Origin of the sequence: Pseudomonas sp. FSL W7-0098 (assembly GCF_005930585.1) — a bacterium.
GTDB lineage: Bacteria > Pseudomonadota > Gammaproteobacteria > Pseudomonadales > Pseudomonadaceae > Aquipseudomonas > Aquipseudomonas bubulae.
In genome coordinates, this window is sequence record NZ_RXHW01000003.1 from 124393 (window position 1) to 149984 (window position 25592).

The following is a 25592-nucleotide window of genomic DNA, read 5'->3' on the forward strand; positions in this document are numbered from 1 at the left end:
TCGACCATGGCCAGTGACAACAGGGCTTCGCGTCTGGCGCCGGTGGTGGACATGGCGGAAAAGACCGAGAAGGCTGCGGCCCAGCGTCTGGGTCACTTCCAGGGGCAGGTCAACCTGGCCAACAGCAAACTGGGTGATCTGGAAAATTTCCGCGGGGAATACCAGGCGCAATGGGTAGACCGCGGCAGCCAGGGAGTCACGGGCCAATGGCTGCGTAACTATCAGTACTTCCTCGGCCAGTTGGAAACCGCCGTTGGCCAGCAGCGTCAAAGCCTGGTGTGGCATCAGAACAATCTCGACAAGGCCCGCGAGACCTGGCAACAGGCCTATGCCCGGGTTGAGGGGCTGCGCAAACTGGTACAGCGCTACGCCGACGAAGCGCGCCAGCTGGAAGACAAGCGCGAGCAAAAGCTGATGGACGAACTGTCCCAGCGCTTGCCGCGCAAAGACGTGTACTGATCGCGTACGTCCTCTGCATCCCGTAGCAGCTGCTACGGGTATTGGCCTGCGGCGGTGCTCACAGAAGCGTCTATAGTTGCACTGACTATCTCGGGAGCAATTCACATGGCAGTGACATCTGAAGTCTCGGCAGATGGCAGTAAGCTGACGATCGCCATCAAGGGCCGGTTCGACTTTGCCAAGCACCAGGAATTTCGTGACGCTTACGAAGAACTCAGCCCCGCGCCCGCCTGCGTAGTGGTGGATTTGAAGGATGCCACCTATCTCGACAGCTCGGCCCTGGGCATGCTGCTGCTGTTGCGTGAGCATGTCGGCGGTGATGATTCTGACATTCGCGTGGTCAACAGCAGCCCGGATGTGCGCAAGATTCTGGGCGTTTCCAATTTCGACAAGTTGTTCGATATCAATTGAGCGGCTCGATGCAGCGCCTGCGCAGGCTGCAGCAAACGATAGTGCAGCAGCGCGACCAGATCGCCCGGCACAACGACTACTTGCTTAACGAACAGCGGGTGGCCAAGGCTGTGTTTGACCGGGTGGCGCACTCAGGCTGTCTCGATGCCCCCAATATCCGTTATCTGCAATCGCCCTATGCCTTGTTCAATGGCGATTTGCTGTTGGCCGCCTATACGCCCTCAGGCGATACCCATCTGCTGCTCGCCGACTTTACCGGCCACGGTTTGCCTGCGGCGATTGGTGCCATGCCTCTGGCCGAGGTGTTCTACAGCATGACGGCCAAGGGCTACGGGTTGGCGGAAATACTCAGGGAAATGAACGCCAAGCTTAAACGTATCCTCCCTGTCGACATGTTCTGTTGCGCCGCGTTGCTGTGTGTGAGCGCCCAGCGGCGCTGCGTCGAAGTCTGGAATGGCGGTATGCCCGATGGCTATTTGCAAGCGGCACTCAGCGGTCAGCGCACGGCACTGACCTCGCAGCACTTGCCGTTGGGTGTCTTGCGCGCCGAAGTGTTTGACCATGCCACCCAGGTGTTGCCGATGCTGCCCGGTGATCAGGTGTTTTTACTGACCGACGGTGTGATCGATACCTGTGGCCCCAATCAGCAATTGTTCGGGGTTGAGCGCCTGGAGCGGGTGCTGGATGCCAATCGGCATCCGTTGCAACTGATTGCCGAGGTCGAACAGGCTTTGCGGGATTTTCAGGGGCAGGCCCGGGATGATGTGAGCATGGTGCAGATCACTTCACAGCTGCCGGCTTTTTTGGGGGTGCCGGCGATTGTCTACTCCGACAGTGGCCAATGCAGCCCGCGGGACTGGTCGGCCAGCTTCGAGTTTCGGGCGCCCAGCCTGCAGCAGTTCAATCCACTGCCTTACGTGTTGCAGTTGCTGATGGAAGTCCACGGGCTGCGCGCCCAGGGGCCGGTGATTCATGCGGTGCTTGCCGAGCTCTACAGCAATGCCCTGGAGCACGGGGTGTTGGGCCTCGATTCACGGCTCAAGCGCGATACAGGGGGCTTTGCCCATTACTATCAGCAGCGCAAGGAGCGTCTGGCAACGCTCAAGTACGGGTTTGTGCGGTTCTCGTTGCAAGTCGAGCCGATCGGCGAAAGCGGTCGCCTGCTGATCCAGGTAGAAGACAGTGGTGCGGGTTTTGATGTTGCCAGGGTGATGGCCAGGCCACTGGATTTAGACCGTCTGTCGGGACGCGGGGTGAGCCTGGTGCGTCAACTCTGCCCTGCAGCACGTTGGGCACCTGATGGTCGTAGCGCGACCGTGGAGTTTTCGTGGGGGGGTCTGGCATAATCCGCTCATTCTTGATCAAGGAGTGAGCAAGTGTCTGACATTCATATGGACCCGAAAGTGGTCAATGCGTTGCGAGACGTGATGGAGGGAGGGTTTGCCGACCTGCTGGACACCTTCCTCTCCGACTCCGAAGAGCGTCTTGGCCAACTGCACAACGCCCGCGAGGCTTGCGACCTGACGCTGGTTGCCCATAGTTTCAAAGGCAGCAGCAGCAATATGGGTGCCATTCGCCTGGCACATTTGTGCGGCCTGCTTGAAGAGCGTGCGCAAAAGAAGCAACTGGCCGAAATCCAGGAGCTGGTGATCAAAATCGACGATGAATACCAGATGGTCCGGCGCCTGTATCGCGCCGAGCGCCAGCGTTCGGTATCGCCGCATTTTGTATCCCGCTGACTGTGCACTAAAGCTGGCCCGAACCTTGCTGTGACTCTCTGACCTGTACCCATGCCAGCCGTACAGTGGAGAGCCGTTAATGCCCGTTGCTGCCCAAACCCTGCTTCTGACACCTGCCGCCGCAGCCCCTAAAGCCTCGGCGAGCAGTCCTGTGCAGCCTGCCAAGGCTGATGCGCAGCCTTTTGCAAAGGTCTATGCCCAGGCAGCCGACCCGGCGCCAGCCGTTGCCGGTAGCGGCAACCCCTTGCCTGCCGGCAAGACGGAAGGCGCAGTCAGCACTGATCAGGATGACAGTACTGACAAGCCGGGCGATGACGTGGCAACGGCCGATCCGCTGGCCACGCAGCCGGTGGTGCCAGTGCCGGTGCCGGCTGTTGAGGCTGCGCCGCCCGCGCAACCGGCCACCCCTGAGGTGCAAGTGGCACAACTGGCGGCCCAGGCACCGCCACCGCTGGCGGCCGACGACGACACCTTCGATCCTCAAGCCGATCCTCTGGACGCAATGCCTGCCGTGCGCCTGGCGATGGAGCAGGGCGGGCATGTTTCGGCCAGTAGCCAGTCCCCGGTCAAAACTCCATCAAGCGACGCGGCTCCTGCCGCAGCCCAGGGGCAGGCCAGCGGGATAGCCATGCTGGTCGATGATAAAAGCGATGACTCGACCACAGGTGAAGGGGGCGAGAAATCCTTTAAAGGCCTGGTCGATGAGGGTCTCAAGGACCTGAAAAGCGCCTCCAGCGATACCCGTGTGGATGACTTCGCCAACCGCCTGGCGGCGCTGACCCAGGCGGCGGTGCCGAAAACTACCAATGCGCTGCCGGTCAACCAGCCGTTGGCCATGCATCAGAGCGGCTGGTCCGAAGAAGTTGTAAACCGCGTGATGTACCTCTCCAGCGCCAACCTCAAATCAGCCGATATCCAGCTGGAGCCTGCCGAGCTGGGGCGTCTGGATATTCGGGTCAATATTGCGGCTGACCAGTCGGCGCAGGTCAACTTTGTGAGTGGCCACGCCGGTGTGCGTGAGGCGCTGGACAGTCAGATGCACCGCTTGCGCGAAATGCTCGCTCAGCAGGGCATGGGCCAGGTGGACGTCAACGTGTCGGATCAGCAGCGCAACTGGCAAGGCCAGCAGGGCCAGGAGCAACAGGCCCGTAGCGGTGGCGGTGGCCAGCGACTGGACAGCCTTGTTGATGACGAGCCGGTGGAAGTGGCTGCGGTTGCGCCAAGCGTGGTGCTGGGCTCCAGCGCGGTGGATTACTACGCGTAAGCGCTAGCACTAAAACACCTGTAGATACTCTGTTGCAGGTCAAGCCCTATTGTGGGAGCGAGCCTTCGCCAGCTGCTACGCAATTTGAATTGGCGTGAAGCCTTCGATCCCTCCACTTCTGGCATAACACTTGCTCTGCCTACCCTCGGCACCTGTGAAAACCGAAAAGTGACGGATTATTGGCATGGCGACGAGCGACGCAGTAAAAGACCCCGCCGTTAAAGGCAAACTCAAGCTGATTATCCTGATCGTCGTGGCTGTGCTGCTGGCAATTGGCCTGTCTGTTGGCGCCACCTGGTATTTCATGCACAGCCCCAAGAGCGAAGCTGTGCCGCAAGCTGACGTGAACGTCAAGCTGCCTGCCCTCTATGAACCGATGGCCCCGGCCTTTGTGGTCAATTTCAACGCCAATGGCCGTCAGCGCTATATGCAAGTCAGTGTGACCCTGCAAGCACGCGACCCTGCCGATCTCAAGGCGCTGATGGTGCATATACCGGTGATTCGCAACAACCTGGTGATGCTGTTTTCCGGGCAGGCCTTTGACGACCTCGCCACACCGGTTGGCCAGGAAATATTGCGCCAGAAAACCACTGCCAGCGTGCAGGAAGTTGCGCAAAAAGAACTCGGCAAAGTGGTTATCGATCAGGCGCTCTTTACTAACTTTGTATTGCAGTAGGATCACGACATGGCCGTGCAAGACCTGCTGTCCCAGGATGAGATTGACGCGCTGCTGCATGGCGTCGATGACGGTCTGGTACAGGCCGAAACCGCTGCCGAGCCCGGCAGTGTCAAAAGCTACGACCTGACCAGTCAGGATCGTATTGTCCGGGGTCGCATGCCGACCCTGGAAATGATCAACGAGCGTTTTGCCCGTTACACCCGCATCAGCATGTTCAACCTGTTGCGCCGCTCGGCGGATGTGGCGGTGGGCGGGGTGCAGGTGATGAAGTTCGGCGAGTACGTGCATTCGCTGTATGTGCCCACCAGTCTCAACTTGGTCAAAATCAAGCCGCTGCGCGGAACGGCGCTGTTTATCCTCGACGCCAAGCTGGTGTTCAAGCTGGTGGACAACTTTTTTGGCGGCGATGGCCGTCACGCCAAGATCGAAGGCCGTGAATTCACCCCCACCGAATTGCGCGTGGTGCGCATGGTGCTGGAGCAGGCCTTTATCGACTTGAAGGAAGCCTGGCAGGCGATCATGGAAGTCAATTTCGAGTACATCAACTCTGAAGTTAACCCGGCCATGGCCAATATCGTCGGGCCCAGCGAAGCCATTGTGGTGTCGACCTTCCATATCGAACTCGACGGCGGTGGCGGCGACCTGCATGTGACCATGCCGTACTCGATGATCGAACCGGTGCGCGAAATGCTCGACGCCGGTTTCCAGTCCGACCTCGACGACCAGGACGAACGCTGGAGCAAGGCCCTGCGCGAAGATGTGCTCGACGTCAGTGTGCCGCTGAGCGCCACCGTGGCCCGCCGCCAGTTACGCCTGCGCGATATTTTGCATATGCAGCCCGGCGACGTGATCCCCATCGAGCTGGAAGATGAGCTGGTGATGCGCGCCAATGGCGTGCCGTCGTTCAAGGTCAAACTGGGTTCGCACAAAGGCAATCTGGCCTTGCAAGTGGTTGAGCCCATCGGTCGGCGCTAGGCGCCTGGCCACAAGAATTTGCTGTGCTAATGATTGAATGCCCGCCGAGGACACCCCCATGGCTAACGAACACGATACAACCGCTGCAGACCAGGCGCTGGCTGATGAATGGGCAGCTGCGCTGGAAGAAACCGGCGATGTTGGCCAGGCCGATATCGACGCGCTACTGGCGGCCGATGCGGCAACCAAGCCCTCTTCCAGCCGACTGCCGATGGAAGAATTCGGCAGTGTGCCGCGCAACAACCAGCCGGTGACCCTGGATGGCCCCAACCTCGACGTGATTCTGGATATTCCGGTGTCGATCTCCATGGAAGTGGGAAGTACCGACATCAATATCCGCAACCTGCTGCAACTCAATCAGGGCTCGGTGATCGAGCTGGACCGTCTGGCCGGCGAACCACTGGATGTGCTGGTCAACGGCACCCTGATTGCCCACGGTGAAGTGGTGGTGGTCAACGAGAAGTTCGGCATCCGCCTGACCGACGTGATCAGCCCAAGTGAACGCATCAAGAAGCTGCGCTGAATGAAACGGCTACTTGGCGGTTTACTGGGCTTGCCCTTGAGTGTGCTGGCGGCCGAGCCGGTGGTTGCGACCGCAGCGGTTCCGGTGGCTGGCGCCAGTGTTGGCGGGCAGTTGACCCAGCTGGTACTGGGTCTGCTGCTGGTGCTGGGGCTGATTTTTGCCCTGGCCTGGTTGCTGCGCCGTGTACAGCAGGCGGGCCCGCGCCAGGGCCAGGTGATCGAACTGATCAGCTCCCGGGCCCTGGGCGCGCGGGACCGGCTGGTGCTGGTGCAGGTGGGCAATGAACAGATCCTGCTCGGTCTTACGCCGGGCCGGATCACCCCGCTGCATGTGCTCAAGGAGCCGGTGCAGGTGCCGGGTAGTGCGCAACCGGCCACCCCCGAGTTTGCCAAGCGCCTGATGGAAATACTCGGTCAGCAAAAGGACAAGCCTTGATGCGTTTTGTAGTCGCGCTGTTGTTGGCACTGGCCGCGCCATTGGCATTCGGGGCTGACCCGTTGTCGATTCCGGCGATAACCCTGGGCACCGGGGCCAATGGCCAGCAGGAGTACTCGGTCAGCCTGCAAATCCTGCTGATCATGACTGCGCTGAGCTTTATTCCGGCATTTGTCATGTTGATGACCAGCTTTACGCGGATCATCATTGTGTTTTCGATCCTGCGCCAGGCCCTGGGCTTGCAACAAACCCCATCGAACCAGATCCTTACCGGCATGGCGCTGTTTTTGACCCTGTTTATCATGGCGCCGGTTTTCGATCGGGTAAACAACGACGCCTTGCAGCCCTATCTGGCCGAAAAGCTCTCGGCCCAGGATGCGATCCTCAAGGCTGAAGTGCCGATCAAGGACTTTATGCTGGCGCAGACCCGCAGCAGCGACCTTGAGCTGTTTATGCGCCTGTCCAAACGTACCGATATCGCCACCCCGGATGCCGCACCCCTGACCATTCTGGTGCCGGCGTTTGTCACCTCGGAGCTTAAAACCGCCTTCCAGATCGGTTTTATGATCTTTATTCCGTTTCTGATTATCGACCTGGTAGTGGCCAGTGTGCTGATGGCCATGGGCATGATGATGCTCTCGCCACTGATCATCTCGTTGCCGTTTAAAATCATGCTGTTTGTACTGGTGGATGGCTGGGCGCTGATTATCGGCACCCTGGCCAGCAGTTTCGGCGGAGTTTGACCCCATGACCCCAGAAGTCGCGGTAGATCTGTTTCGCAGTGCGTTGTGGCTGACCACCCTGATGGTTGCCGTGCTGGTAATACCCAGCTTGCTGGTGGGGTTGCTGGTGGCGATGTTCCAGGCCGCGACCCAGATCAACGAACAGACCCTTAGCTTCCTCCCACGCTTGCTGGTGATGCTGGTCACCCTGATCGTGGCCGGGCCGTGGCTGGTGCAGACCTTTATGGAATACATCCTGCAGTTGTACGGCAGCATTCCGCAGTTGATCGGCTAAATGTCGCTGCTCGCCCTGACAGACGCGCAGATCAGTACCTGGGTCGCCAGCTTTATGCTGCCGCTGTTCCGGGTGGGCGCGCTGCTGACCACCATGCCGATCATCGGCACCACCCTGGTGCCCAAACGCATCAAGTTGTTTTTGTCCCTGGCAATTACCCTGGCAATCATGCCCAGCCTGCCGCCGTTGCCCGCCGTCAACCCGCTGGATCTCAGTGGCCTGATGCTGATTGCCGAGCAAATCGTCATCGGTGCGTTACTGGGGTTTGCATTGCAGCTGTTTTTTCATGCGTTCGTGGTCGCCGGGCAAATTGTCGCGATCCAGATGGGCATGGGCTTTGCGTCCATGGTCGACCCGGCCAACGGGGTCAACGTGGCAGTAATCGGGCAGTTTTTCACCATGCTGGTGACCTTGCTGTTTTTGTCCATGAATGGCCATCTGGTTGTATTTGAAGTGTTGACCGAGAGCTTCACCACCTTGCCGGTGGGCGGTGGCTTGTTGCCCAACCACTACTGGGAAATCGCCAATAAACTCGGCTGGGTGCTGGGTGCGGCGTTGCTTCTGGTACTGCCGGCGATCACTGCGCTGCTGGTGGTCAACATTGCCTTCGGCGTAATGACCCGGGCCGCGCCGCAACTGAATATCTTTGCCATCGGTTTTCCGCTGACCCTGGTGCTGGGCATGGTGATCCTGTGGATCAGCCTGGCGGACATTCTCAACCAGTATCAACCGCTGGCCTCTGAGGCCCTGCAGTTTTTACGTGATCTTGCGCAGGCCAGATAGCCATGGCCGAAAGCGAGAGTGGCGCCGATAAAACAGAAGACCCCACGGAGAAACGAAAAAAGGACTCCAGGGAAAAGGGTGAAATTGCACGTTCCAAAGAGCTGAACACCCTGGCCATCATGCTGGCTGGTTCGGCGGGCTTGCTGATTTTTGGCGGTGCGCTGGCGCAGGATTTGATGGAGCTGATGCGTTACAACTTCAGCTTGAGCCGCGAAGTGCTGCTTAACCCGGATTCCATGGGCGCGTTTCTGCTGCATTCAGGGAAAATCGCCTTGATCGCGGTGCAGCCAGTACTGATCACGTTGTTGATCGCGGCCCTGGTCGGCCCGATATCCCTTGGCGGCTGGCTCTTTGCTGCGGGCAGCCTGGCGCCCAAATTCAGCCGCATGAACCCCGCCGCCGGGATCAAGCGCATGTTCTCGGCCAAGGCGCTGGTGGAGCTGCTCAAGGCCCTGGCCAAATTCTTTATCATCCTGATCGTGGCCTTGCTGGTGTTGAAGTCCGACATCGATGACCTGCTGCGCATCGCCCATGAGCCGCTGGAACTGGCAGTGATCCACAGCTTGCAAGTGGTGGGTTGGAGTGCGTTGTGGATGGCCTGCGGATTGATCCTGATCGCTGCGGTGGACGTACCGGTACAGCTATGGGAAAGCCATCAGAAATTGCTGATGACCAAGCAGGAAGTACGCGACGAGCACAAGGATCAGGAAGGGCGCCCGGAGGTCAAGCAGCGCATACGTCAGGTGCAGCGTGAAATGTCCCAGCGGCGCATGATGGCGGCGATCCCGGATGCCGACGTCATAATCACCAACCCGACCCACTACGCCGTGGCCCTCAAGTACGACCCGGAGAAGGGCGGGGCGCCGATGTTGCTGGCCAAGGGCAGTGACTTCCTGGCGCTGAAAATTCGCGAGATCGGTACCAAGCACAACATCCTGCTGCTGGAGTCGCCGGCGCTGGCGCGGTCGATCTATTACTCCACGGAGCTGGAGCAGGAAATCCCCGCCGGCTTGTACCTGGCCGTGGCCCAGGTGCTGGCCTACGTCTACCAGATCCGCCAGTACCAGGCCGGCAAGGGCAAGCGCCCGGACCCCCTCAAGGACTTGCCGATCCCGGCGGATTTGCGCCGTGACGAGTAGCGTGTCAGTTGACGGGGTGGAGTGCAGGTATTTTGCGTCGAGTAGTTACTTTTAAATTCGCCTCCGTCAAATAATCTCTGCTAGTGCGGTGTTATATATCTATCTTGTATTAGGTGGGATCCTACAAGACAGTTGGAAGTGCCTTACTTATTGTTTGAAAGTTAGCTGTTAGTTTAGTTGCTTCTTACTTCGGTGTGTGGGGATGGGTAAAAGTCAGCTAATGGCTTTCGCTTTTATTTCCTTGGGGTATGAATAAGTGTCGGGATTTAAACTTAAACTAAATCTTCAGTTTATTAAACAATTGTTGTAACGCATTTTTGTAGGGGGTGTTTGATGGGTGTTGCAATGAAGTCTGCCAAGTCTGCTTTGGCGTCTATGGTGTTGCTGGCTTGTTCGGCATCAGTTGCCAGTGCTGCGGGAGCAGGATCGGGTACTGTCACGTTTAGCGGTGAAATTTTGGAGTCGGCCTGCTCCATTACACCTGAAAGTGTGGATCAACCTGTTCCGCTGGGTTCGGTGTCCAAATCTCAGCTGAATAATGGTGGCATCGGTACCAAGCAATATTTCAACATCGAGTTGACCGGTTGTTCATTGACCGGTCTCACCGACAATACAGTCAAGGCCACCTTTACCGGTACGGGGGCGACAGCAGTGCCAGGAGCATTGGCCCTGAACGGCGTTGCCGGTGCGGGCATCCTTCTGACCGAGTTCGACGGTACCGCCATAACGCTGGGTACTGCAACCCGCCCGAAAGGTATTACGGCGGGTAGCAATACGCTGACCTTTGGTGCTCAGTTGAAAGGTCAAACATCTACAACCACTACTGTAGGTACAGGTACTTTTACTGCTGTTACGAACTTCGCGCTGGCATATCAGTAGGTTGTCCGGTTGCCCTGTTGTAGGAAGTTCGACAGCAGGGCAATTGCAAGTGGGAGTTTCCTGTGAAAGCACTCTCGATTTCAGTAGTGGTTACCTCGTTCTTTGTGTTTATAACGTTGGGTTTCGGTGTGTGTACTGCACTAGCAAGTCAGGGGGGTGGGCGCGTAACACTTGAAGGGCAAATTGTTGATTCTGCGTGTGCGCTTGATGCGAGTAGCGCTTATCAACTCGTTGAATTCGACCCTTTGCCCATGGGGCAACTTATTCGTCAGGGTCAGTCTTCGCCAGTGATATTCACATTGCGTTTAATTAAATGCTCATTGGCCAGGCCTGACTCTTTTCGTCCAGGCAGTTACTTGCCTGACTGGCAGCATGTAAGGGTGACGTTTGATGGCCTGGCGGATGCCAGCGGGCGCTTGTTTGCCATTGGCGGAGCGGCCCGGGGGTTGGCCCTGCGTATTGCCGATACCCAAGGGCAGGAAAGCATCCCGGGAGTACCCATGCCCCTGGCGCCTCTGACCGGAGCGGACCAGGAGCTGCATTACACCCTTCAACTGGTTGGCAATGGTCGTCCTGTAGCGGTTGGTTCTCACCGAACTGCGGTGCGTTTCCGCCTGGAGTATTTCTGAATGTACGGGCTGTTTACCGGGCGGGATCTCTCAGCCGCCCAAATGATACTGCGCACCGGCGTGTTGAGCGGATTGATGTCGCTGGGTGCTGAGGTATGGGCCGGGGATGAGATTCAGTTCAATACCGATATTCTGGACCTCAGCGATCGTACCAATATCGACTTGTCCCAATTTTCTCGCAGCGGTTTTATCTTGCCTGGCGTTTATCCGCTGCAGGTGCAGGTCAACTCGCAATGGCTGCCTGAGCAGCGCATAGCTTTTTACCCTCCTGACGATGACCCCAAAGGTAGCCAGGCCTGCCTGTCGACCGAGCTGGTTGAGCAACTGGGGCTCAAGCCTGAAATGCAAGCTCGGCTCGGCTGGTGGAAGAGCGGCGAGTGCCTGCATATCAATAGCCTGGCGGGCATGGAAGTCAGTGGTGATCTGGCGACCTCTAGCCTGCATATTTCCGTGCCGCAAGCCTATCTGGAATACAACGCCCGGAACTGGGATCCGCCTTCCCGGTGGGACAACGGCGTGCCGGGCGTTCTGATGGATTACAACCTCACGGCCAAGTCCAGCGGGCGGAAGGGCTCAGCCCGTCAAACCGACTTGAGCGGCAATGGCACGTTCGGCGCAAACGCGGGCCCCTGGCGCTTGCGTGCAGACTGGCAGGGCCGTATCGAAGACGAAAGCTACAGTCGTGCGCGACGGCTGGAGTGGAGCCGCTTTTATGCCTATCGAGCGCTGCCTGCCATGCAGGCGCGTCTGACTCTGGGAGAAAACTACCTGTATTCGAACGTGTTCGACAGCTTCCGTTATACCGGCGTTGCACTCAACTCGGATGACAACCAGTTGCCGCCCAATTTGCGTGGCTATGCACCGGAAGTTGTCGGCGTTGCCAAAACCAATGCCAGGGTCATTATCAGCCAGCAAGGCCGTGTGCTTTATGAAGCGCTGGTTGCGGCGGGCCCTTTTCGTATTCGGGATCTGAATGATGCCGTAACCGGGACCCTGGAGGTGCGCGTCGAAGAGCAGGACGGCAGCGTCACCACCTTCCAGGTTGAGTCGGCCAACATTCCCTACCTGACGCGTCCCGGCACTGTGCGTTACAAACTGGCCAGCGGTCGACCGTCTTCTCTTCACAACGGAGGGCAGGGCGACGTCTTCGGTGCAGGCGAATTCTCCTGGGGCGTAAGCAATGGCTGGTCCCTGTATGGCGGTGGTCTCAGTGACAATAATTACACGGCGCTTTCTGTCGGGGTGGGGCGCGACCTGCTGGCCTTGGGAGCGATCTCATTCGATGTGACCCGGGCCAGCGCCAAGCTGCAGGGCACGTCCTTGTCGGGCGATTCCTTTCAGTTGAGCTATTCGAAAAACTTCGACCAGTACGACAGTCAGGTCACCTTTGCGGGTTACCGTTTTTCCCAAAAAAACTACATGAGCATGAGCGAGTACCTGAATGCGCGCCATTACGGTGGTCCGGTGGGGGGCAGCAAGTCGCTTTACACTGCGACAGTCAACAAGCAGTTTCGGGATATGGGGCTTACCGCTTATCTGAGCTACAGCAACCAGTCCTATTGGGATCGTCCGAGCGGTGAGCGATGGAACTTGTCCCTGGCGCGCTATTTCAGTGTGGGCTCGATAAGAAACATGAGCCTTTCCCTGAGCGCTTTCCGTAATCAGGAGAAAAACCAGCACAGTGGCATCTCCAGCAACCACACCGGTATGTACCTGTCAGTCAGCCTGCCGATGGGTCGCTCCGGGACGCTCACCAGCAGCGTCAACAGTAGCTCTCAGGGCCAAAATAACTATTCCACGAACTACAGTGACCGGCTCGATCAGCGCAACAGCTATCAACTGTCGGCAAGCAACACCTCGGTTAGCGGGTACCTGAACCATGCCGGTGATCAGGCGGATGTCTCCGTCAGCGCTGCCCTGCAAGAGAACAGCTACAACAGCCTCACCCTGTCTGCTCGTGGTGGCGGCACACTGACGCCATACGGTGGCGCAGGGCATCGAACTGCGGGTACGGGCGGTACCCGGTTGATGATCGATACCGGTGGAGTACCTGGCGTGCCGATCCGGGGCTATGGCAGCCCGACGCGCAGCAATGCCTTCGGCAAGGCAGTTGTCTCGGATGTCGGCAGCTTTACGCGCACTGAGGCCAGTGTCGATCTGGAAAGCTTGCCTGCCGATGTGGAGGCGACAGAGTCCATGACCCAGTTGACCCTGACAGAGGGCGCCATCGGTTATCGCACGCTGGAGGTGATTGCCGGGCTCAAGGCCATGGCTGTGTTAAGCCTGCCTGATGGCAGCGTGCCGCCGTTCGGCGCCATGGTGAAAAACGAAAAACAGCAGGGCACCGGCATCGTCAATGATGCTGGCAGCGTCTACCTCAGTGGTATTCAGCCCGGCGGGCGGATGATAGTCAGTTGGGGTGGTGCCGAGCGTTGCACCTTTGTAATGCCTGAAGATTTACCGGTCGACGGATTGGCTTCCACCCTCAGTCTGTCCTGCCAGGGGGTCGCAGCGGACAAGACCATGCCCGCGTCAGCCTCTCTGGGCAGGATTGTTGATAGCGAGAAAAAGTCATGAAAATTAAAACGTTCAGTTGCGCGTACTCGTCGCTTGTCCTCCTGATGCTGTCGCAGACCGGCAACGTCAATGCCGCCATTGGTCTTGATCGAACCCGGGTCGTGTTTGATGGCAGCAAGGATGCCGCCAGCATGACCATCACCAACAACAACACCCAGTTGCCTTACCTGGCCCAGGGCTGGATCGAGGATGAGCAAGGCAACAAGATCACCTCGCCGCTGATCGTGTTGCCACCGGTCCAGCGCCTGGAGCCCGGTAAAAAAAGCCAGGTGAAAGTTCAGGCGTTACCTGCGGTCAAGTCGCTGCCCCAGGACCGGGAGACCGTCTATTACTTCAATTTACGCGAAATTCCGCCCCGTAGCGACAAGGCCAACAGCCTGCAGATCGCCCTGCAGACCCGCATCAAGCTTTTTTATCGTCCGGCTTCGATAGTGCCGAGCCAGCAGGAACGCTCGGACCCCTGGCAGAAACAACTGATCCTGACCCGTGAGGCCGATGACTTTCAAGTCAATAATCCTACCCCGTACTACATCACGCTGATCGATGCCCGCAGCAGCAAAGAGGGCAAAACCTCTCCCGGTTTTGAGCCGCTGATGGTGCCGCCAAAAGGCACGCTCAAGCTGGGCGTGAGTGCGGCGGCACTGGGTAGCAAACCCTGGCTGACCTATGTAAATGATTACGGCGGCCGCCCGGCACTGGCGTTCAGTTGCACTGGCAACACCTGCAAGGTGGACGCGAATGTGTCTACGACCGATGACTAGTGCGCGCCTCAGAAGAGGCGTCATGAAACCTTGTACGGTGACGGCCCTGAGTGCCTTGTTGCTGACGCTGCATGCCGCTCAGGGCCAGGCCGAGATTCAAGGGATGAATGGAGTTCTGGATATTTCGGGCTCACTGATCAATTCCCCTTGCGTCCTGGACATGGCCTCGGCAGACCAGGCCGTGGACCTTGGAAATGTGCCCCGCAGCCAATTGATGCGCCCGGGCGATATGGCATCGCCCGTGGTTTTGCAGTTGCGCTTTGTCGATTGCATGCGCGCATCCGGCAGCCTCCTGAATGAGCGCACGGGCAATCTGGTGTGGAGTGCCTATCAGCCGGTGGTGTCCGTCGCTTTTCTGGCGCCTTCCGATAAGGATGATCCGCGTTTGGTCAAAGTTCAGGGTGTCACCGGCATGGGCCTGCGCCTGACCGATGCCCTTGGCCGGGATGTGCGTTTGGGCGCTCGTGGAGAGCCTTTGTTTCTGGCGCATGGCAGCGACACCCTGACGTGGCAGGTGCAACCCACGCGCACTGCCACAGCACTGAGCAATGGCGCGTTTCGGGCCCGGGTTGATTTCAGGCTTATTTATGAGTGAGGGCGCAACGATGATCAGGTCGGTAACTTCGCGTTTTGCAATCACTTGCTATTGTCTGTGTCTGTCTCTTGGCCAGAGTGTTACGGCGCGTACCTCGGAGGTGGCCGTGAATGTGAGTGGGGTAATCCTTGCGCCTGCGCCTTGCATTGTTAATGGCAACAACACGCTCACTGTCCCTTTCGGCAGCAATCTGGTAGCTGCACAGATCGATGGGGTCAATTATCGCAAGCAGGTGCCTTATACAGTGACGTGCGGGCCGCAGCCAACCAATGACATGACAATAGAGTTGCAGGGGGGTGGAGCCAGTTTTGATCGCGCGTTGTTGATGACCAGTAAAAGTAATCTCGGGATCAAGTTCCTGGTGGGGGGTGCAACCTGGTCCCTTAACAGTCCCGTTAATTTTACATACCCAACTTTGCCTCAAATGGAAGCGGTGCTGGTGGCAAAACCGGGTAGCACTCTTGCGGGAGGAGCTTTTTCGGCTTCCGCAACGATAGTCATATCACTGCGCTGAGAAGTAAAGGCAGATGAGGCACCGACAATAAACTGACGTGTTTGCACTGCGTATCATTGATCACCTTTGGTGTGGAAAATACTATAGTTGTTGACTTGGACTCTTAACCTGATCTGGATGGATTTGTGGCGGTGTTTATATTTGCGCTGGATGCCCCCAAGACGCGTGTCGAGGTAAAACTACATACAGGATCAAAAGTCGTGAATATTATGAGGTGTTTTGCTGGCGTATTTTTTTGGCTGTTTGCACAAGTTGCTTTTGCTGTTCATTGCCAAACGGATGACCGGGTCTGGAGGGATATGAGAGCAGAAACTCTTATTATCTACACTGACGTAAAACTGGATGCGGAAAATAGCAGGGTTACTATGAAAAGTGCTGTGCCGACCGTGTGCAGGCATAATTTCCCGGTGACGTTTCCTCTTAGTTATCGGGAGTGGATAGCTTCAACCTCTGATACGTTTAATCAGGCTCCAAAATTTTCTGCTTTCTCCTCCGGGATGATTGTTGGCGGGAACGAATACCCTTGGCCTTTGGGGCCTGGCAGGTACCTTGCCGAAGGCTCTAGAAGTGGACCTAACTATTTTTTCTGGCTTGGTATGTATCTCAAACTTTCTTCAAGTCCAGGCTTGAACATTAAAATTGACGCGGGTGATGTGATCGGTAACTTTCATTTTTTCAAGCTGTATAATTTCACCCATGCTTCGTATGCGCCATTTTCGATGTACGTTCAAATCAGGGCACGCAACAGTTTGGACACAACACCACCTGTTCCAGCGGAGTGTGCTATCAATGATAACAGGCCCGTTAATGTTGATTTTGGTTCTGTGGATCCCGCGGCCATCGGGATAAGTGCGAGCACTTCACTTGCCCGGAAAACGGTCGGCGTAAAATTTGTGTGTGACAGGGCTCTTCAAAGCGCCAGGCTTAAACTGGTGGCAACGCCTTCTATATTCAGTGCTGAAGGTTTTGTATCGGGCAAGCCTGATATAGCCATCGCCATGATTCGTAAAAGTGATGATGCAATTATTTTACCGTCTTCCGGGCTCAGTTATTATGTCTATTTGATCAACGGTGAAACAACGGAGGAATATACTTTTTCTCTTTTTCGTAAACGTGGCACTTTTCCACCTGCCGGCCCTTTTGCTGGGAGCGGTACTCTTGTGGTGGAGTTTCCTTGACTCGCCAAGCAAGAGCCATCCCATCGGCTGCAAAATAAAAGCTGCAACAACACAAGGGGGAAGGATTCTCCCTTATTGGCAATGAACGGCGTTTTTTCCTTGTTTCAGCCCTGCTGCGCTCATCGGCACTACAAGGATTCGCACACCCTGCAAGCCTTCCATATGGCCATTTGCCAAAGTTGGAAGGTTTCTTGCAGTGGCAGGCTCCACGGCGCATATGGCGTCAAAAGTTTGCTAAAGGTTTGCCGCAATGTCATTGGATCGCTCTCAGTTAATCAACACCGCTCGCAGCGGTCTGGCCGGCCTGGGTCAGGGACAGTTGGGTGTGCCGCTGTTGTTGCTGGTGATGCTGGCAATGATGATGTTGCCGATCCCCGCCTTTTTGCTGGATGTGTTTTTTACCTTCAATATCGCGCTGTCCATCGTGGTGTTGCTGGTGTGCGTCTACGCCTTGCGGCCGCTGGATTTTGCCGTGTTCCCCACCATCCTGCTGGTGGCCACGCTGATGCGCCTGGCGCTCAACGTGGCCTCCACCCGGGTGGTGATGCTCCACGGTCAGGAGGGCCACGCCGCCGCGGGCAAGGTGATCCAGGCCTTCGGCGAGGTGGTGATCGGCGGCAACTACGTGGTGGGCATCGTGGTGTTTGCGATCCTGATGATCATCAACTTCGTGGTCGTGACCAAGGGCGCCGGGCGCATCTCGGAAGTGAGTGCGCGCTTCACCCTCGACGCCATGCCCGGCAAGCAGATGGCCATTGACGCCGACCTGAATGCCGGACTGATCGACCAGAATCAGGCCAAGATGCGCCGTCAGGAAGTCGCCCAGGAAGCCGAGTTCTATGGCTCGATGGACGGTGCCAGCAAATTCGTGCGCGGTGATGCCATCGCCGGTCTGTTGATCCTGTTTATCAACCTGATCGGCGGCATGGCAGTTGGGATTTTCCAGCACGGCATGAGCTTCAGCGAAGCCGGCAAGGTGTACGCCTTGCTCACCATTGGTGACGGTTTGGTGGCGCAATTGCCGTCCCTGTTGCTGTCCACGGCTGCCGCGATCATGGTGACCCGTGCTTCGGGCTCCGAAGACATGGGCAAGCAGATCAACCGGCAGATGTTTACCTCACCCAAGGCGCTGGCTGTCTCGGCAGGCATCATGGCCATCATGGGCATCGTGCCCGGCATGCCGCATTTCTCCTTCCTGAGCCTGGCTGCAGTCGCCGGTGGTGCGGCGTACCTGATGTGGAAAAAACAGAACGTGGTCAAGGTCCAGGCCCTGGCAGAGGTCAAGCGCCAGCAGGAGCTGCTGCCTTCGCCAGCCCGCGCCCAGGAAACCAAGGAGCTGGGCTGGGATGACGTTACCCCCATCGACATGATCGGGCTTGAGGTCGGTTATCGCCTGATCCCGTTGGTGGATCGCAACCAGGGTGGCCAGTTACTGGCGCGGATCAAGGGGGTGCGCAAGAAGCTGTCCCAGGACCTGGGCTTTCTGATGCCCACCGTGCATATCCGTGACAATCTCGACCTGGCCCCCAGCGCCTATCGCCTGACCCTGATGGGAGTGATTCTGGCGGAGGCCGAAATCTATCCGGACCGCGAGATGGCGATCAATCCGGGGCAGGTATTTGGCACGCTTAACGGGATTACCACCAAAGACCCGGCCTTTGGTCTGGAAGCGGTGTGGATCGAGGTCAGCCAGCGCAGCCAGGCGCAGTCACTGGGCTATACCGTAGTGGACGCCAGTACCGTAGTGGCAACGCACCTTAACCAGATCCTGTACAAACACTCCCATGAGTTGATTGGTCATGAAGAAGTTCAGCAGTTGATGCAGCTGCTGGCCAAGTCCTCGCCCAAACTGGCCGAAGAACTGGTGCCGGGGGTGTTGAGCCTGTCGCAATTGCTCAAGGTGCTGCAGGCCTTGTTGGCCGAACAGGTGCCAGTGCGGGATATCCGCAGTATTGCCGAAGCCGTCGCCAACAATGCTCATAAGAGTCAAGATACTGCCGCTTTGGTTGCCGCCGTACGCGTGGGCTTGTCTCGTGCCATCGTGCAAAGCATTGTAGGCGTTGACTCCGAGCTGCCTGTTATCACCCTGGAGCCCAGGTTGGAACAAATATTGCTCAATAGTTTGCAGAAGGCCGGACAAGGCCAGGAAGAGGGCGTTTTGCTGGAGCCCAGCATGGCAGAGAAGCTCCAGCGCTCGTTGATCGACGCTGCTCAGCGTCAGGAGATGCAAGGCAATCCGGTCATCTTGTTGGTGGCAGGCCCGGTACGCGCGATGCTGTCGCGCTTTGGCCGTCTGGCGGTGCCCAACCTGCATGTACTGGCTTACCAGGAAATCCCTGACAACAAGCAGGTCACGATCGTTGCGACAGTAGGCCCTAACGGCTGAGGGTTTGGTTTATGCAAGTGAAGCGATTTTTCGCCGCCGATATGCGTCAGGCCATGAAGCTGATTCGTGATGAGTTGGGGGCTGACGCCGCCATTATTGGCAACCGCCGGATTGCCGGGGGCGTTGAGTTGACCGCGGCCCTGGACTACAAGCTGTCCGCGCTGGCACCCCGGGTGCCGAACATTGAGCTGGAAGAAGAGCTGCGCAAGACCCAGTCGCGGATTGTTTCGGCCCAGGCCGAGTTGAGCTTGCGCGGTGAAGGCGAGGCCGGCGATAACCGCCAGCTGTTTGCCGGTCTGCCGCTCACGGCTGCCGAGCCATTGATTGAGCCGACCCTGGAAGAACCGCCGCGCCCTGCGCCAGCGCCCGCGGCACCGACGATCGATCAGCGTGCATTCGACAATATGCGCCATGAACTCAACGGTTTGCGCGAGTTGCTGGAAGTGCAACTGGGCTCGCTGGCGTGGAGCCAGTTGCAGGACGCCAAGCCCGCGCAGGCCAACTTGTGGCGCCGTTTGCAGCGCATCGGTTTGTCCGGGCCGTTGTCCCGTGATCTGCTGGCGCAGGTGGCCGGTATCGAAGAGCCACGCCAGGCGTGGCGGATGTTGCTGGCGCACCTGGCGCGGATGATTGCCACGCCGGAGCTGGAGCCGCTGGAGGAGGGTGGCGTAATCGCCATGGTGGGGCCCGCCGGGATGGGTAAAACCACCACCCTGGCCAAGCTGGCGGCCCGTTATGTGCTCAAGTACGGCGCGCAGAATATCGCCCTGGTGAGCATGGACAGTTTTCGTATTGGCGCCCAGGAACAACTCAAGACCCTGGGGCGCATCTTGAATGTGCCGGTAACCCATGTTGCCCCCGGCCAGTCGCTGGGCCAGACCCTTGAACCGCTGGTGCGCAAGCGCGTGGTGCTGGTCGATACCGCGGGCCTGCAAGCCAGCGACCCGGCGTTGCGCCTGCAGCTCGAAAGCCTGGCGGGGCGCGGAATCAAGGCCAGGAATTATCTGGTGTTGGCCACTACCAGCCAGAAGCAGGTGCTGACGGCCGCTTACCTCAGTTACAAGCGTTGCGGGCTGGCCGGTTGCATCCTCACCAAACTGGATGAAACCGCGAGCCTGGGCGAAGTGTTGAGCCTGGCGATCAGTCACGAGCTGCCGGTGGCTTACCTCACCGACGGCCCGCGGATCCCGGACGATCTTCATCTGCCGCGGCGTCACCAGCTGGTGAGCCGCGCAGTGAGTGTGCAAATGCAGGAAGAACCCAGCGAAGAGGCCATGGCCGATATGTTCGCTGATATCTACCACAGCCCACCCAAGCGGGTCGGCTGAGGTAGTCAAGATTACGTTGAAATGTACCTACATCGGCTGGTCTGAAGGTTTTGTTCCGCAGGGGAACGAGCAGCCAACGCATGTAGCCGCGTCTAAGTAAGACAAGGTAAAGAAAGATCATGGGCAGCATGCATCCCGTACAGGTGATCGCAGTGACCGGCGGCAAGGGTGGCGTCGGTAAAACTAACGTGTCAGTCAACTTGTCCATCGCATTGGCCGAGCTGGGCAGGCGCGTTCTGTTGATGGACGCGGACCTTGGGCTGGCGAACGTCGATGTTTTGCTGGGCTTGACCCCAAAATTCACCCTGGCCGATGTGGTCGAGGGGCGTTGCGAGCTGCGCGACGTATTGCTCCAGGGGCCCGGCGGGATCCGCATCGTGCCGGCGGCCTCGGGCACCCAGAGCATGGTGCACCTGAGCCCGGCGCAGCATGCCGGTCTGATCCAGGCCTTCAGCGACCTGGGCGACAACCTCGATGTGCTGGTGATCGACACCGCCGCCGGGATTGGCGAGTCGGTGGTCAGCTTTGTCCGCGCAGCCCAGGAAGTGCTGCTGGTGGTGTGCGACGAGCCGACCTCGATCACCGACGCCTATGCGTTGATCAAGTTGCTCAACCGCGATTACGGCATGAACCGCTTCCGCGTGCTGGCCAATATGGCGCAAAGCCCGCAGGAAGGGCGCAATCTGTTCGCCAAGCTGACCAAGGTTACCGACCGTTTCCTCGATGTGGCCCTGCAATATGTGGGCGCCGTGCCTTACGACGAATGCGTGCGCAAGGCCGTGCAAAAACAGCGCGCCGTCTACGAAGCGTTTCCGCGCTCCAAGTGCTCGCTGGCGTTCAAGGCCATCGCGCAAAAAGTTGACACCTGGCCGTTGCCAGCCAACCCGAGGGGGCATCTTGAGTTCTTTGTCGAACGCCTGGTGCAGCAGGCAGGGGGGCGCTTTTAATGACGGCCAGCGGTTATCGCATGTACAGCAAGTCATCCCGTGACAGCCAGTACGAGCTGATCGAGCGCTACGCGCCCCTGGTCAAGCGCATTGCCTACCACCTGCTGGCGCGTTTGCCGGCCAGCGTGCAGGTGGATGACCTGATCCAGGCCGGGATGATCGGCCTGCTCGAAGTTTCGGGCAAATACGACGCCAGCAAGGGCGCGAGTTTCGAGACCTATGCCGGCATCCGTATCCGTGGCGCGATGCTCGATGAAGTGCGCAAGGGCGACTGGGCACCGCGTTCGGTACACCGCAATACCCGCATGGTCAGTGACGCCATTCGGGTAATTGAAGCAAAAACCGGTTGTGACGCTAAAGATCATGAAGTTGCGGCCGAACTCCAGTTAAGCCTTGATGATTATTACGCCATCTTGAATGACACCCTGGGCAGCCGCCTGTTCAGTTTCGACGATCTGTTGCAGGACGGCGAACACGAAGGGTTGCATGAAGATGGCGCGAGTGCCCACACGGAGCCGTCGCGCGACCTTGAAGATGAACGCTTTCAGGCCGCGCTGGCCGATGCGATCGCCCATTTGCCCGAGCGTGAACGGTTGGTGCTGGCGCTGTACTACGACGAAGAACTGAACCTCAAGGAAATCGGCGAAGTGCTGGGGGTCAGCGAGTCCCGGGTCAGCCAGCTGCACAGCCAGTGCGCGGCACGCTTGCGGGCTCGCCTGGGGCAGTGGCGCGCGCACTAGGGCCCTTGATACCTGTGGGAGCGGGCTTGCCCGCGATGGGATCGACACGGTGAATCAGACAGACCGCGTCGACCCCATCGCGGGCAAGCCCGCTCCCACAGTCGATTAGGCGTGTTTGAAAACGAATTGATTGAATGGCGTGCCCTGCACATGGGTGCGTTAAAGACTGCTTGGAGGTCGAATTGGACAAGAACATGAAAATCCTCATCGTTGATGACTTTTCAACGATGCGGCGGATCATTAAAAACCTGTTGCGTGACCTGGGGTTCACCAACACGGTCGAGGCGGACGACGGCACCACCGCGTTGCCGATCCTCAACCTGGGGCACATCGACTTTCTGGTGACGGACTGGAACATGCCGGGCATGACCGGCATCGAGTTGCTGCGCCATGTGCGTGCCGACGAAAAACTCAAGCACTTGCCGGTGCTGATGGTGACCGCCGAGGCCAAGCGCGAGCAGATTATCGAAGCGGCCCAGGCCGGTGTTAATGGATATGTAGTCAAGCCGTTCACCGCTATCGCACTCAAAGACAAAATCGAAAAGATCTTTGAACGCATCGGTTGAGCGGTTGCCTTGGGGGCACTATGGAGCATAAAGATTGCACACAGGCCGATTTTGAATCGACCCTGAAAAAACATGCCCACGAATTGGTCGAAAGCCTTGAACGAGGCCAGTTTGGCGATGCCGTGCAGTTGATTCACGAGCTCAACCAGACCCGTGACCGCGGGCTGTATCGTGAAGTCGGCAAGCTGACCCGCGAACTGCACAGCGCCATTGTCAATTTCCATATTGATCCAGGCATGCCGCAAGCCGAAGAGGTGTCGCAGATCACGGATGCCACCGAACGTTTGGCTTATGTTGTGAAACTCACGGAAGCGGCGGCCAACCGGACCATGGACCTGGTGGAAAACAGCACGCCACTGGTCAATGGCCTGGGTCAGGAAGCCAAAGAACTGAGCGCGGATTGGGGGCGTTTTATGCGCCGTGAAATCGGTGCCGAAGAGTTTCGCGAGCTGGCGCGTCGGATTGACAGTTTTTTGACGCTCAGCGAAACGCAAAACACCATCGTGTCCGCCAATCTGACTGATATTTTGCTGGCTCAGGATTTCCAGGACCTGACCGGTCAGGTGATCAAGCGGGTGACGCAACTGGTCACGGACGTGGAGAGCAATTTGCTCAAGCTGGTGCTGATGGCCAGCCAGGTCGATCGCTTTGCCGGGATCGAGCACGACCGCGATGCATTGCGCGCTGAAAATAATTTGCAAAAAAACCAGGCCAAGGGTGAAGGTCCGCAGATTCATGCCGATACACGTAATGACGTCGTATCCGGTCAGGATGATGTTGACGATTTGTTGTCCAGTCTGGGTTTTTAGGACTTGAAGAGGCGTGCGGGCGCTGTTGCCCGGCGTCGAAGAGCCTATTTCAAGGAGCACCTACATGAGCTTCGGCGCCGATGAAGAAATCCTTCAGGATTTCCTGGTTGAAGCCGGCGAAATTCTGGAGTTGTTGTCCGAACAACTGGTCGAGCTGGAAAGCCGACCGGATGATGCGGATCTGCTCAATGCCATTTTTCGCGGTTTTCACACTGTAAAAGGGGGCGCCGGCTTCCTGCAGCTCCATGAGTTGGTGGAGTGCTGTCACATCGCCGAAAACGTCTTCGACATCCTGCGCAAGGGTGAGCGCAGCGTTGATGCGGAACTGATGGATGTGGTGCTTGAGGCCCTGGATGCGGTCAATGGCATGTTCAGCGAAGTGCGTGAGCGCAGCCCGATCACTGCCGCGACTCCCGAGTTGCTGGCGGCCCTGGCGCGCCTGGCCGAGCCTGCTGCTGTGCAAGCAGCGGTTGTTGCAGTGCCTGAACCGGTGGTTGAAGCCCCGGTGACCGATATCACCGACAGCGAGTTCGAGCAGTTGCTCGATTCCCTCGATGCGGTCAAGGCGGCCGCGGCCGAGCCTGAGGCGGTGGCCACAACACAAAGCACGACCAGCGACGAAATAAGCGACGCCGAGTTTGAATTGCTGCTCGACCAATTGCACGGCAAGGGCCAGTTTTCGATGGAAGCGGCGGTGGCCACTGTGGCCGACGAAGCGCCCGCCGTGGCCGCCGAAGTCAGCAATGAAATCACCGACGATGAATTCGAAGCCCTGCTTGATCAATTGCATGGCAAGGGTTCGTTCAATACCGATGGGCTGGACACCGCGACCGCGGCACCTGCCGAGCCTGCGGTCACTGCCGTGGTGCCTGCGGGCGACCCTGACCTGATCAGCGATCACGAATTTGAAGCCTTGCTCGACCAGATGCACGGCAAAGGCAAATTCAGCGCCGACTCGGCAGCCGTGGTGGCTGCAGTTGCCCCGGCCAAGCCGGTAGCGGCGGCACGACCGGGCCCGGCCCGTGGCGCGGCTGCGCCTGCAGAAAAACCGGTGGCCAGCGAGGCTGAAACCACCGTGCGCGTCGATACCGCGCGGCTCGATGACATCATGAATATGGTCGGCGAGCTGGTGCTCGTGCGTAACCGTCTGGTGCGCCTGGGCCTGAACAGTCATGACGAGGAGATGGCCAAGGCGCTGTCCAACCTCGACGTGGTCACCGCCGACCTGCAAACCGCGGTGATGAAAACGCGGATGCAGCCGATCAAGAAAGTTTTCGGCCGCTTCCCGCGCCTGGTACGGGACCTGGCACGGCAGCTGAAAAAAGAAATCAGCCTGGAGCTGGTGGGCGAAGAGACCGACCTGGACAAAAACCTCGTCGAGGCCCTGGCCGACCCGCTGGTCCACCTGGTGCGCAACGCCGTCGACCACGGCTGCGAAACCCCTGAAGAGCGCGCCGCCGCCGGCAAGCCGAGCTGTGGTCGGGTGATTTTGTCGGCCGAGCAGGAGGGCGACCATATCCTGCTGTCGATCTCTGACGATGGCAAAGGCATGGACGCCAATTTCCTGCGTTCCCTGGCGGTGAAAAAAGGCTTGATGGACAAGGATGCGGCCGATCGCCTGAGCGAAAACGACTGCTACAACCTGATCTTTGCCCCGGGTTTTTCGACCAAGACCGAAATCAGCGATGTGTCCGGGCGTGGCGTGGGCATGGACGTGGTGAAAACCAAGATCGCCCAGCTCAATGGCTCGCTGAGCATCGAGTCGGCTCTGGGCCGGGGTTCGAAAATCGTCATCAAGGTGCCCCTGACCCTGGCCATTATGCCGACCCTGATGGTGATGCTGGGCAATCAGGCGTTTGCTTTCCCGCTGGTCAACGTCAACGAAATATTCCACCTCGACCTGTCGCGCACCAATGTGGTCGACGGTCAGGAAGTGGTGATCGTGCGCGACAAGGCGCTGCCGCTGTTCTACCTCAAGCGCTGGCTGGTGGCATCTGCTGCCCACGAAGAGCAGCGCGAAGGGCATGTGGTGATTCTGTCGATCGGCACCCAGCGCATCGGTTTTGTGGTCGATCAACTGGTCGGCCAGGAAGAAGTGGTGATCAAGCCTTTGGGCAAGATGCTCCAGGGCACGCCAGGCATGTCGGGTGCCACCATCACCGGTGATGGTCGTATTGCCTTGATTCTGGATGTTCCGAGCATGCTCAAGCATTACGCATCACGGCGTATTTGATTCTGGTGCCTCGGGGCTCGTGCCCC

27 protein-coding genes are annotated in these 25592 nt (G+C 58.3%); all 27 read left to right on the forward strand.

Going from position 1 to position 25592, the window contains the following annotated elements:
- Window positions 1-6 precede the first annotated feature (6 nt).
- The 27 genes from fliJ (at window position 7) to FHL07_RS06260 (ending at window position 25566) form a co-directional block, all read left to right on the forward strand.
- On the forward strand, window positions 7-459 hold the full coding sequence (gene fliJ / locus FHL07_RS06130; RefSeq protein WP_095002612.1) for a flagellar export protein FliJ: 453 nt from the start codon (window positions 7-9) through the stop codon (window positions 457-459).
- Window positions 460-564: 105 nt separating this feature from the next.
- Window positions 565-870 (forward strand): STAS domain-containing protein, encoded by a 306-nt coding sequence (locus FHL07_RS06135; protein WP_095002611.1) that lies wholly within the window; start codon window positions 565-567, stop codon window positions 868-870.
- Window positions 871-878: 8 nt separating this feature from the next.
- Window positions 879-2216, forward strand: a complete 1338-nt coding sequence (locus FHL07_RS06140; protein WP_095018908.1) for an ATP-binding SpoIIE family protein phosphatase — start codon at window positions 879-881, stop codon at window positions 2214-2216.
- Window positions 2217-2246: 30 nt separating this feature from the next.
- Complete coding sequence (locus FHL07_RS06145; protein WP_095002609.1) at window positions 2247-2609, forward strand: Hpt domain-containing protein; 363 nt, start codon at window positions 2247-2249, stop codon at window positions 2607-2609.
- A gap of 79 nt (window positions 2610-2688) precedes the next feature.
- Window positions 2689-3873: a flagellar hook-length control protein FliK gene (locus FHL07_RS06150; protein ID WP_138738208.1), complete on the forward strand. Its 1185-nt coding sequence runs from the start codon at window positions 2689-2691 to the stop codon at window positions 3871-3873.
- 184 nt (window positions 3874-4057) lie between these two features.
- A complete protein-coding gene (gene fliL, locus FHL07_RS06155; protein WP_095018906.1) occupies window positions 4058-4549 on the forward strand; it encodes a flagellar basal body-associated protein FliL in 492 nt (163 codons plus the stop codon).
- A gap of 9 nt (window positions 4550-4558) precedes the next feature.
- A complete protein-coding gene (fliM, locus tag FHL07_RS06160; RefSeq protein WP_019828822.1) occupies window positions 4559-5527 on the forward strand; it encodes a flagellar motor switch protein FliM in 969 nt (322 codons plus the stop codon).
- Between the two features lie 58 nt (window positions 5528-5585).
- On the forward strand, window positions 5586-6050 hold the full coding sequence (gene fliN / locus FHL07_RS06165) for a flagellar motor switch protein FliN (protein WP_095002606.1): 465 nt from the start codon (window positions 5586-5588) through the stop codon (window positions 6048-6050).
- Entirely contained in the window at window positions 6051-6485 is a 435-nt protein-coding gene (gene fliO / locus FHL07_RS06170; protein WP_095018905.1) for a flagellar biosynthetic protein FliO, read from the forward strand.
- Window positions 6485-7228 carry a flagellar type III secretion system pore protein FliP gene (gene fliP / locus FHL07_RS06175; RefSeq protein WP_095002604.1) on the forward strand — a complete coding sequence of 248 codons (744 nt, stop codon included), beginning with the start codon at window positions 6485-6487 and terminating at the stop codon, window positions 7226-7228. Before fliO ends, fliP begins: the two co-directional genes overlap by 1 nt.
- Window positions 7229-7232: 4 nt before the next feature.
- On the forward strand, window positions 7233-7502 hold the full coding sequence (fliQ, locus tag FHL07_RS06180) for a flagellar biosynthesis protein FliQ (protein ID WP_095002603.1): 270 nt from the start codon (window positions 7233-7235) through the stop codon (window positions 7500-7502).
- Window positions 7503-8285 carry a flagellar biosynthetic protein FliR gene (fliR, locus tag FHL07_RS06185; protein ID WP_138738209.1) on the forward strand — a complete coding sequence of 261 codons (783 nt, stop codon included), beginning with the start codon at window positions 7503-7505 and terminating at the stop codon, window positions 8283-8285. It abuts the gene before it with no gap.
- Between the two features lie 2 nt (window positions 8286-8287).
- Window positions 8288-9424 carry a flagellar biosynthesis protein FlhB gene (gene flhB, locus FHL07_RS06190; RefSeq protein WP_095002601.1) on the forward strand — a complete coding sequence of 379 codons (1137 nt, stop codon included), beginning with the start codon at window positions 8288-8290 and terminating at the stop codon, window positions 9422-9424.
- 345 nt (window positions 9425-9769) lie between these two features.
- A complete protein-coding gene (locus FHL07_RS06195) occupies window positions 9770-10303 on the forward strand; it encodes a fimbrial protein (RefSeq protein WP_095002710.1) in 534 nt (177 codons plus the stop codon).
- 356 nt (window positions 10304-10659) lie between these two features.
- Window positions 10660-10932 carry a fimbrial protein gene (locus tag FHL07_RS23785; protein ID WP_232527673.1) on the forward strand — a complete coding sequence of 91 codons (273 nt, stop codon included), beginning with the start codon at window positions 10660-10662 and terminating at the stop codon, window positions 10930-10932.
- Window positions 10933-10974: 42 nt separating this feature from the next.
- Complete coding sequence (locus FHL07_RS06205) at window positions 10975-13509, forward strand: outer membrane usher protein (protein WP_238705502.1); 2535 nt, start codon at window positions 10975-10977, stop codon at window positions 13507-13509.
- Window positions 13506-14270, forward strand: a complete 765-nt coding sequence (locus tag FHL07_RS06210; RefSeq protein ID WP_095002599.1) for a fimbria/pilus periplasmic chaperone — start codon at window positions 13506-13508, stop codon at window positions 14268-14270. Before FHL07_RS06205 ends, FHL07_RS06210 begins: the two co-directional genes overlap by 4 nt.
- A 22-nt stretch (window positions 14271-14292) precedes the next feature.
- Window positions 14293-14865 (forward strand): fimbrial protein, encoded by a 573-nt coding sequence (locus FHL07_RS06215; RefSeq protein ID WP_095002598.1) that lies wholly within the window; start codon window positions 14293-14295, stop codon window positions 14863-14865.
- 106 nt (window positions 14866-14971) lie between these two features.
- Window positions 14972-15379 carry a fimbrial protein gene (locus FHL07_RS06220; RefSeq protein ID WP_238705503.1) on the forward strand — a complete coding sequence of 136 codons (408 nt, stop codon included), beginning with the start codon at window positions 14972-14974 and terminating at the stop codon, window positions 15377-15379.
- Window positions 15380-15504: 125 nt separating this feature from the next.
- Window positions 15505-16557 carry a fimbrial protein gene (locus tag FHL07_RS06225; RefSeq protein ID WP_095026927.1) on the forward strand — a complete coding sequence of 351 codons (1053 nt, stop codon included), beginning with the start codon at window positions 15505-15507 and terminating at the stop codon, window positions 16555-16557.
- Window positions 16558-16813: 256 nt separating this feature from the next.
- The gene (gene flhA / locus FHL07_RS06230) at window positions 16814-18943 is read left to right on the forward strand and encodes a flagellar biosynthesis protein FlhA (protein WP_095002707.1); all 2130 of its coding nucleotides are present in this window, start codon (window positions 16814-16816) and stop codon (window positions 18941-18943) included.
- Between the two features lie 11 nt (window positions 18944-18954).
- Window positions 18955-20271, forward strand: a complete 1317-nt coding sequence (gene flhF, locus FHL07_RS06235) for a flagellar biosynthesis protein FlhF (protein ID WP_095002596.1) — start codon at window positions 18955-18957, stop codon at window positions 20269-20271.
- A gap of 119 nt (window positions 20272-20390) precedes the next feature.
- Window positions 20391-21218, forward strand: a complete 828-nt coding sequence (gene fleN, locus FHL07_RS06240) for a flagellar synthesis regulator FleN (protein WP_016781547.1) — start codon at window positions 20391-20393, stop codon at window positions 21216-21218.
- Window positions 21218-21958, forward strand: a complete 741-nt coding sequence (gene fliA, locus FHL07_RS06245) for an RNA polymerase sigma factor FliA (protein WP_016781546.1) — start codon at window positions 21218-21220, stop codon at window positions 21956-21958. The genes fleN and fliA overlap by 1 nt, the downstream gene beginning before the upstream one ends.
- A gap of 194 nt (window positions 21959-22152) precedes the next feature.
- Window positions 22153-22524 (forward strand): chemotaxis response regulator CheY, encoded by a 372-nt coding sequence (locus FHL07_RS06250; RefSeq protein WP_162939305.1) that lies wholly within the window; start codon window positions 22153-22155, stop codon window positions 22522-22524.
- 20 nt (window positions 22525-22544) lie between these two features.
- On the forward strand, window positions 22545-23333 hold the full coding sequence (locus FHL07_RS06255; protein WP_095018900.1) for a protein phosphatase CheZ: 789 nt from the start codon (window positions 22545-22547) through the stop codon (window positions 23331-23333).
- Window positions 23334-23397: 64 nt separating this feature from the next.
- Window positions 23398-25566 (forward strand): chemotaxis protein CheA, encoded by a 2169-nt coding sequence (locus FHL07_RS06260; RefSeq protein WP_095018899.1) that lies wholly within the window; start codon window positions 23398-23400, stop codon window positions 25564-25566.
- Window positions 25567-25592 lie beyond the last annotated feature (26 nt).

Coding starts and splice junctions, on each gene's coding strand:
- fliM (WP_019828822.1), top strand. CDS start 4,559: ATGGCCGTGCAAGACCTGCTGTCCCAGGATGAGATTGACGCGCTGCTG.
- FHL07_RS06260 (WP_095018899.1), top strand. CDS start 23,398: ATGAGCTTCGGCGCCGATGAAGAAATCCTTCAGGATTTCCTGGTTGAA.
- fliL (WP_095018906.1), top strand. CDS start 4,058: ATGGCGACGAGCGACGCAGTAAAAGACCCCGCCGTTAAAGGCAAACTC.
- FHL07_RS06140 (WP_095018908.1), top strand. CDS start 879: ATGCAGCGCCTGCGCAGGCTGCAGCAAACGATAGTGCAGCAGCGCGAC.
- FHL07_RS06250 (WP_162939305.1), top strand. CDS start 22,153: ATGAAAATCCTCATCGTTGATGACTTTTCAACGATGCGGCGGATCATT.
- fliN (WP_095002606.1), top strand. CDS start 5,586: ATGGCTAACGAACACGATACAACCGCTGCAGACCAGGCGCTGGCTGAT.
- FHL07_RS06205 (WP_238705502.1), top strand. CDS start 10,975: ATGATACTGCGCACCGGCGTGTTGAGCGGATTGATGTCGCTGGGTGCT.
- fliR (WP_138738209.1), top strand. CDS start 7,503: ATGTCGCTGCTCGCCCTGACAGACGCGCAGATCAGTACCTGGGTCGCC.
- FHL07_RS06215 (WP_095002598.1), top strand. CDS start 14,293: ATGAAACCTTGTACGGTGACGGCCCTGAGTGCCTTGTTGCTGACGCTG.
- fleN (WP_016781547.1), top strand. CDS start 20,391: ATGGGCAGCATGCATCCCGTACAGGTGATCGCAGTGACCGGCGGCAAG.
- FHL07_RS06195 (WP_095002710.1), top strand. CDS start 9,770: ATGAAGTCTGCCAAGTCTGCTTTGGCGTCTATGGTGTTGCTGGCTTGT.
- fliJ (WP_095002612.1), top strand. CDS start 7: ATGGCCAGTGACAACAGGGCTTCGCGTCTGGCGCCGGTGGTGGACATG.
- fliP (WP_095002604.1), top strand. CDS start 6,485: ATGCGTTTTGTAGTCGCGCTGTTGTTGGCACTGGCCGCGCCATTGGCA.
- fliO (WP_095018905.1), top strand. CDS start 6,051: ATGAAACGGCTACTTGGCGGTTTACTGGGCTTGCCCTTGAGTGTGCTG.
- FHL07_RS06210 (WP_095002599.1), top strand. CDS start 13,506: ATGAAAATTAAAACGTTCAGTTGCGCGTACTCGTCGCTTGTCCTCCTG.
- flhF (WP_095002596.1), top strand. CDS start 18,955: ATGCAAGTGAAGCGATTTTTCGCCGCCGATATGCGTCAGGCCATGAAG.
- fliA (WP_016781546.1), top strand. CDS start 21,218: ATGACGGCCAGCGGTTATCGCATGTACAGCAAGTCATCCCGTGACAGC.
- flhB (WP_095002601.1), top strand. CDS start 8,288: ATGGCCGAAAGCGAGAGTGGCGCCGATAAAACAGAAGACCCCACGGAG.
- FHL07_RS06135 (WP_095002611.1), top strand. CDS start 565: ATGGCAGTGACATCTGAAGTCTCGGCAGATGGCAGTAAGCTGACGATC.
- FHL07_RS06255 (WP_095018900.1), top strand. CDS start 22,545: ATGGAGCATAAAGATTGCACACAGGCCGATTTTGAATCGACCCTGAAA.
- FHL07_RS06150 (WP_138738208.1), top strand. CDS start 2,689: ATGCCCGTTGCTGCCCAAACCCTGCTTCTGACACCTGCCGCCGCAGCC.
- fliQ (WP_095002603.1), top strand. CDS start 7,233: ATGACCCCAGAAGTCGCGGTAGATCTGTTTCGCAGTGCGTTGTGGCTG.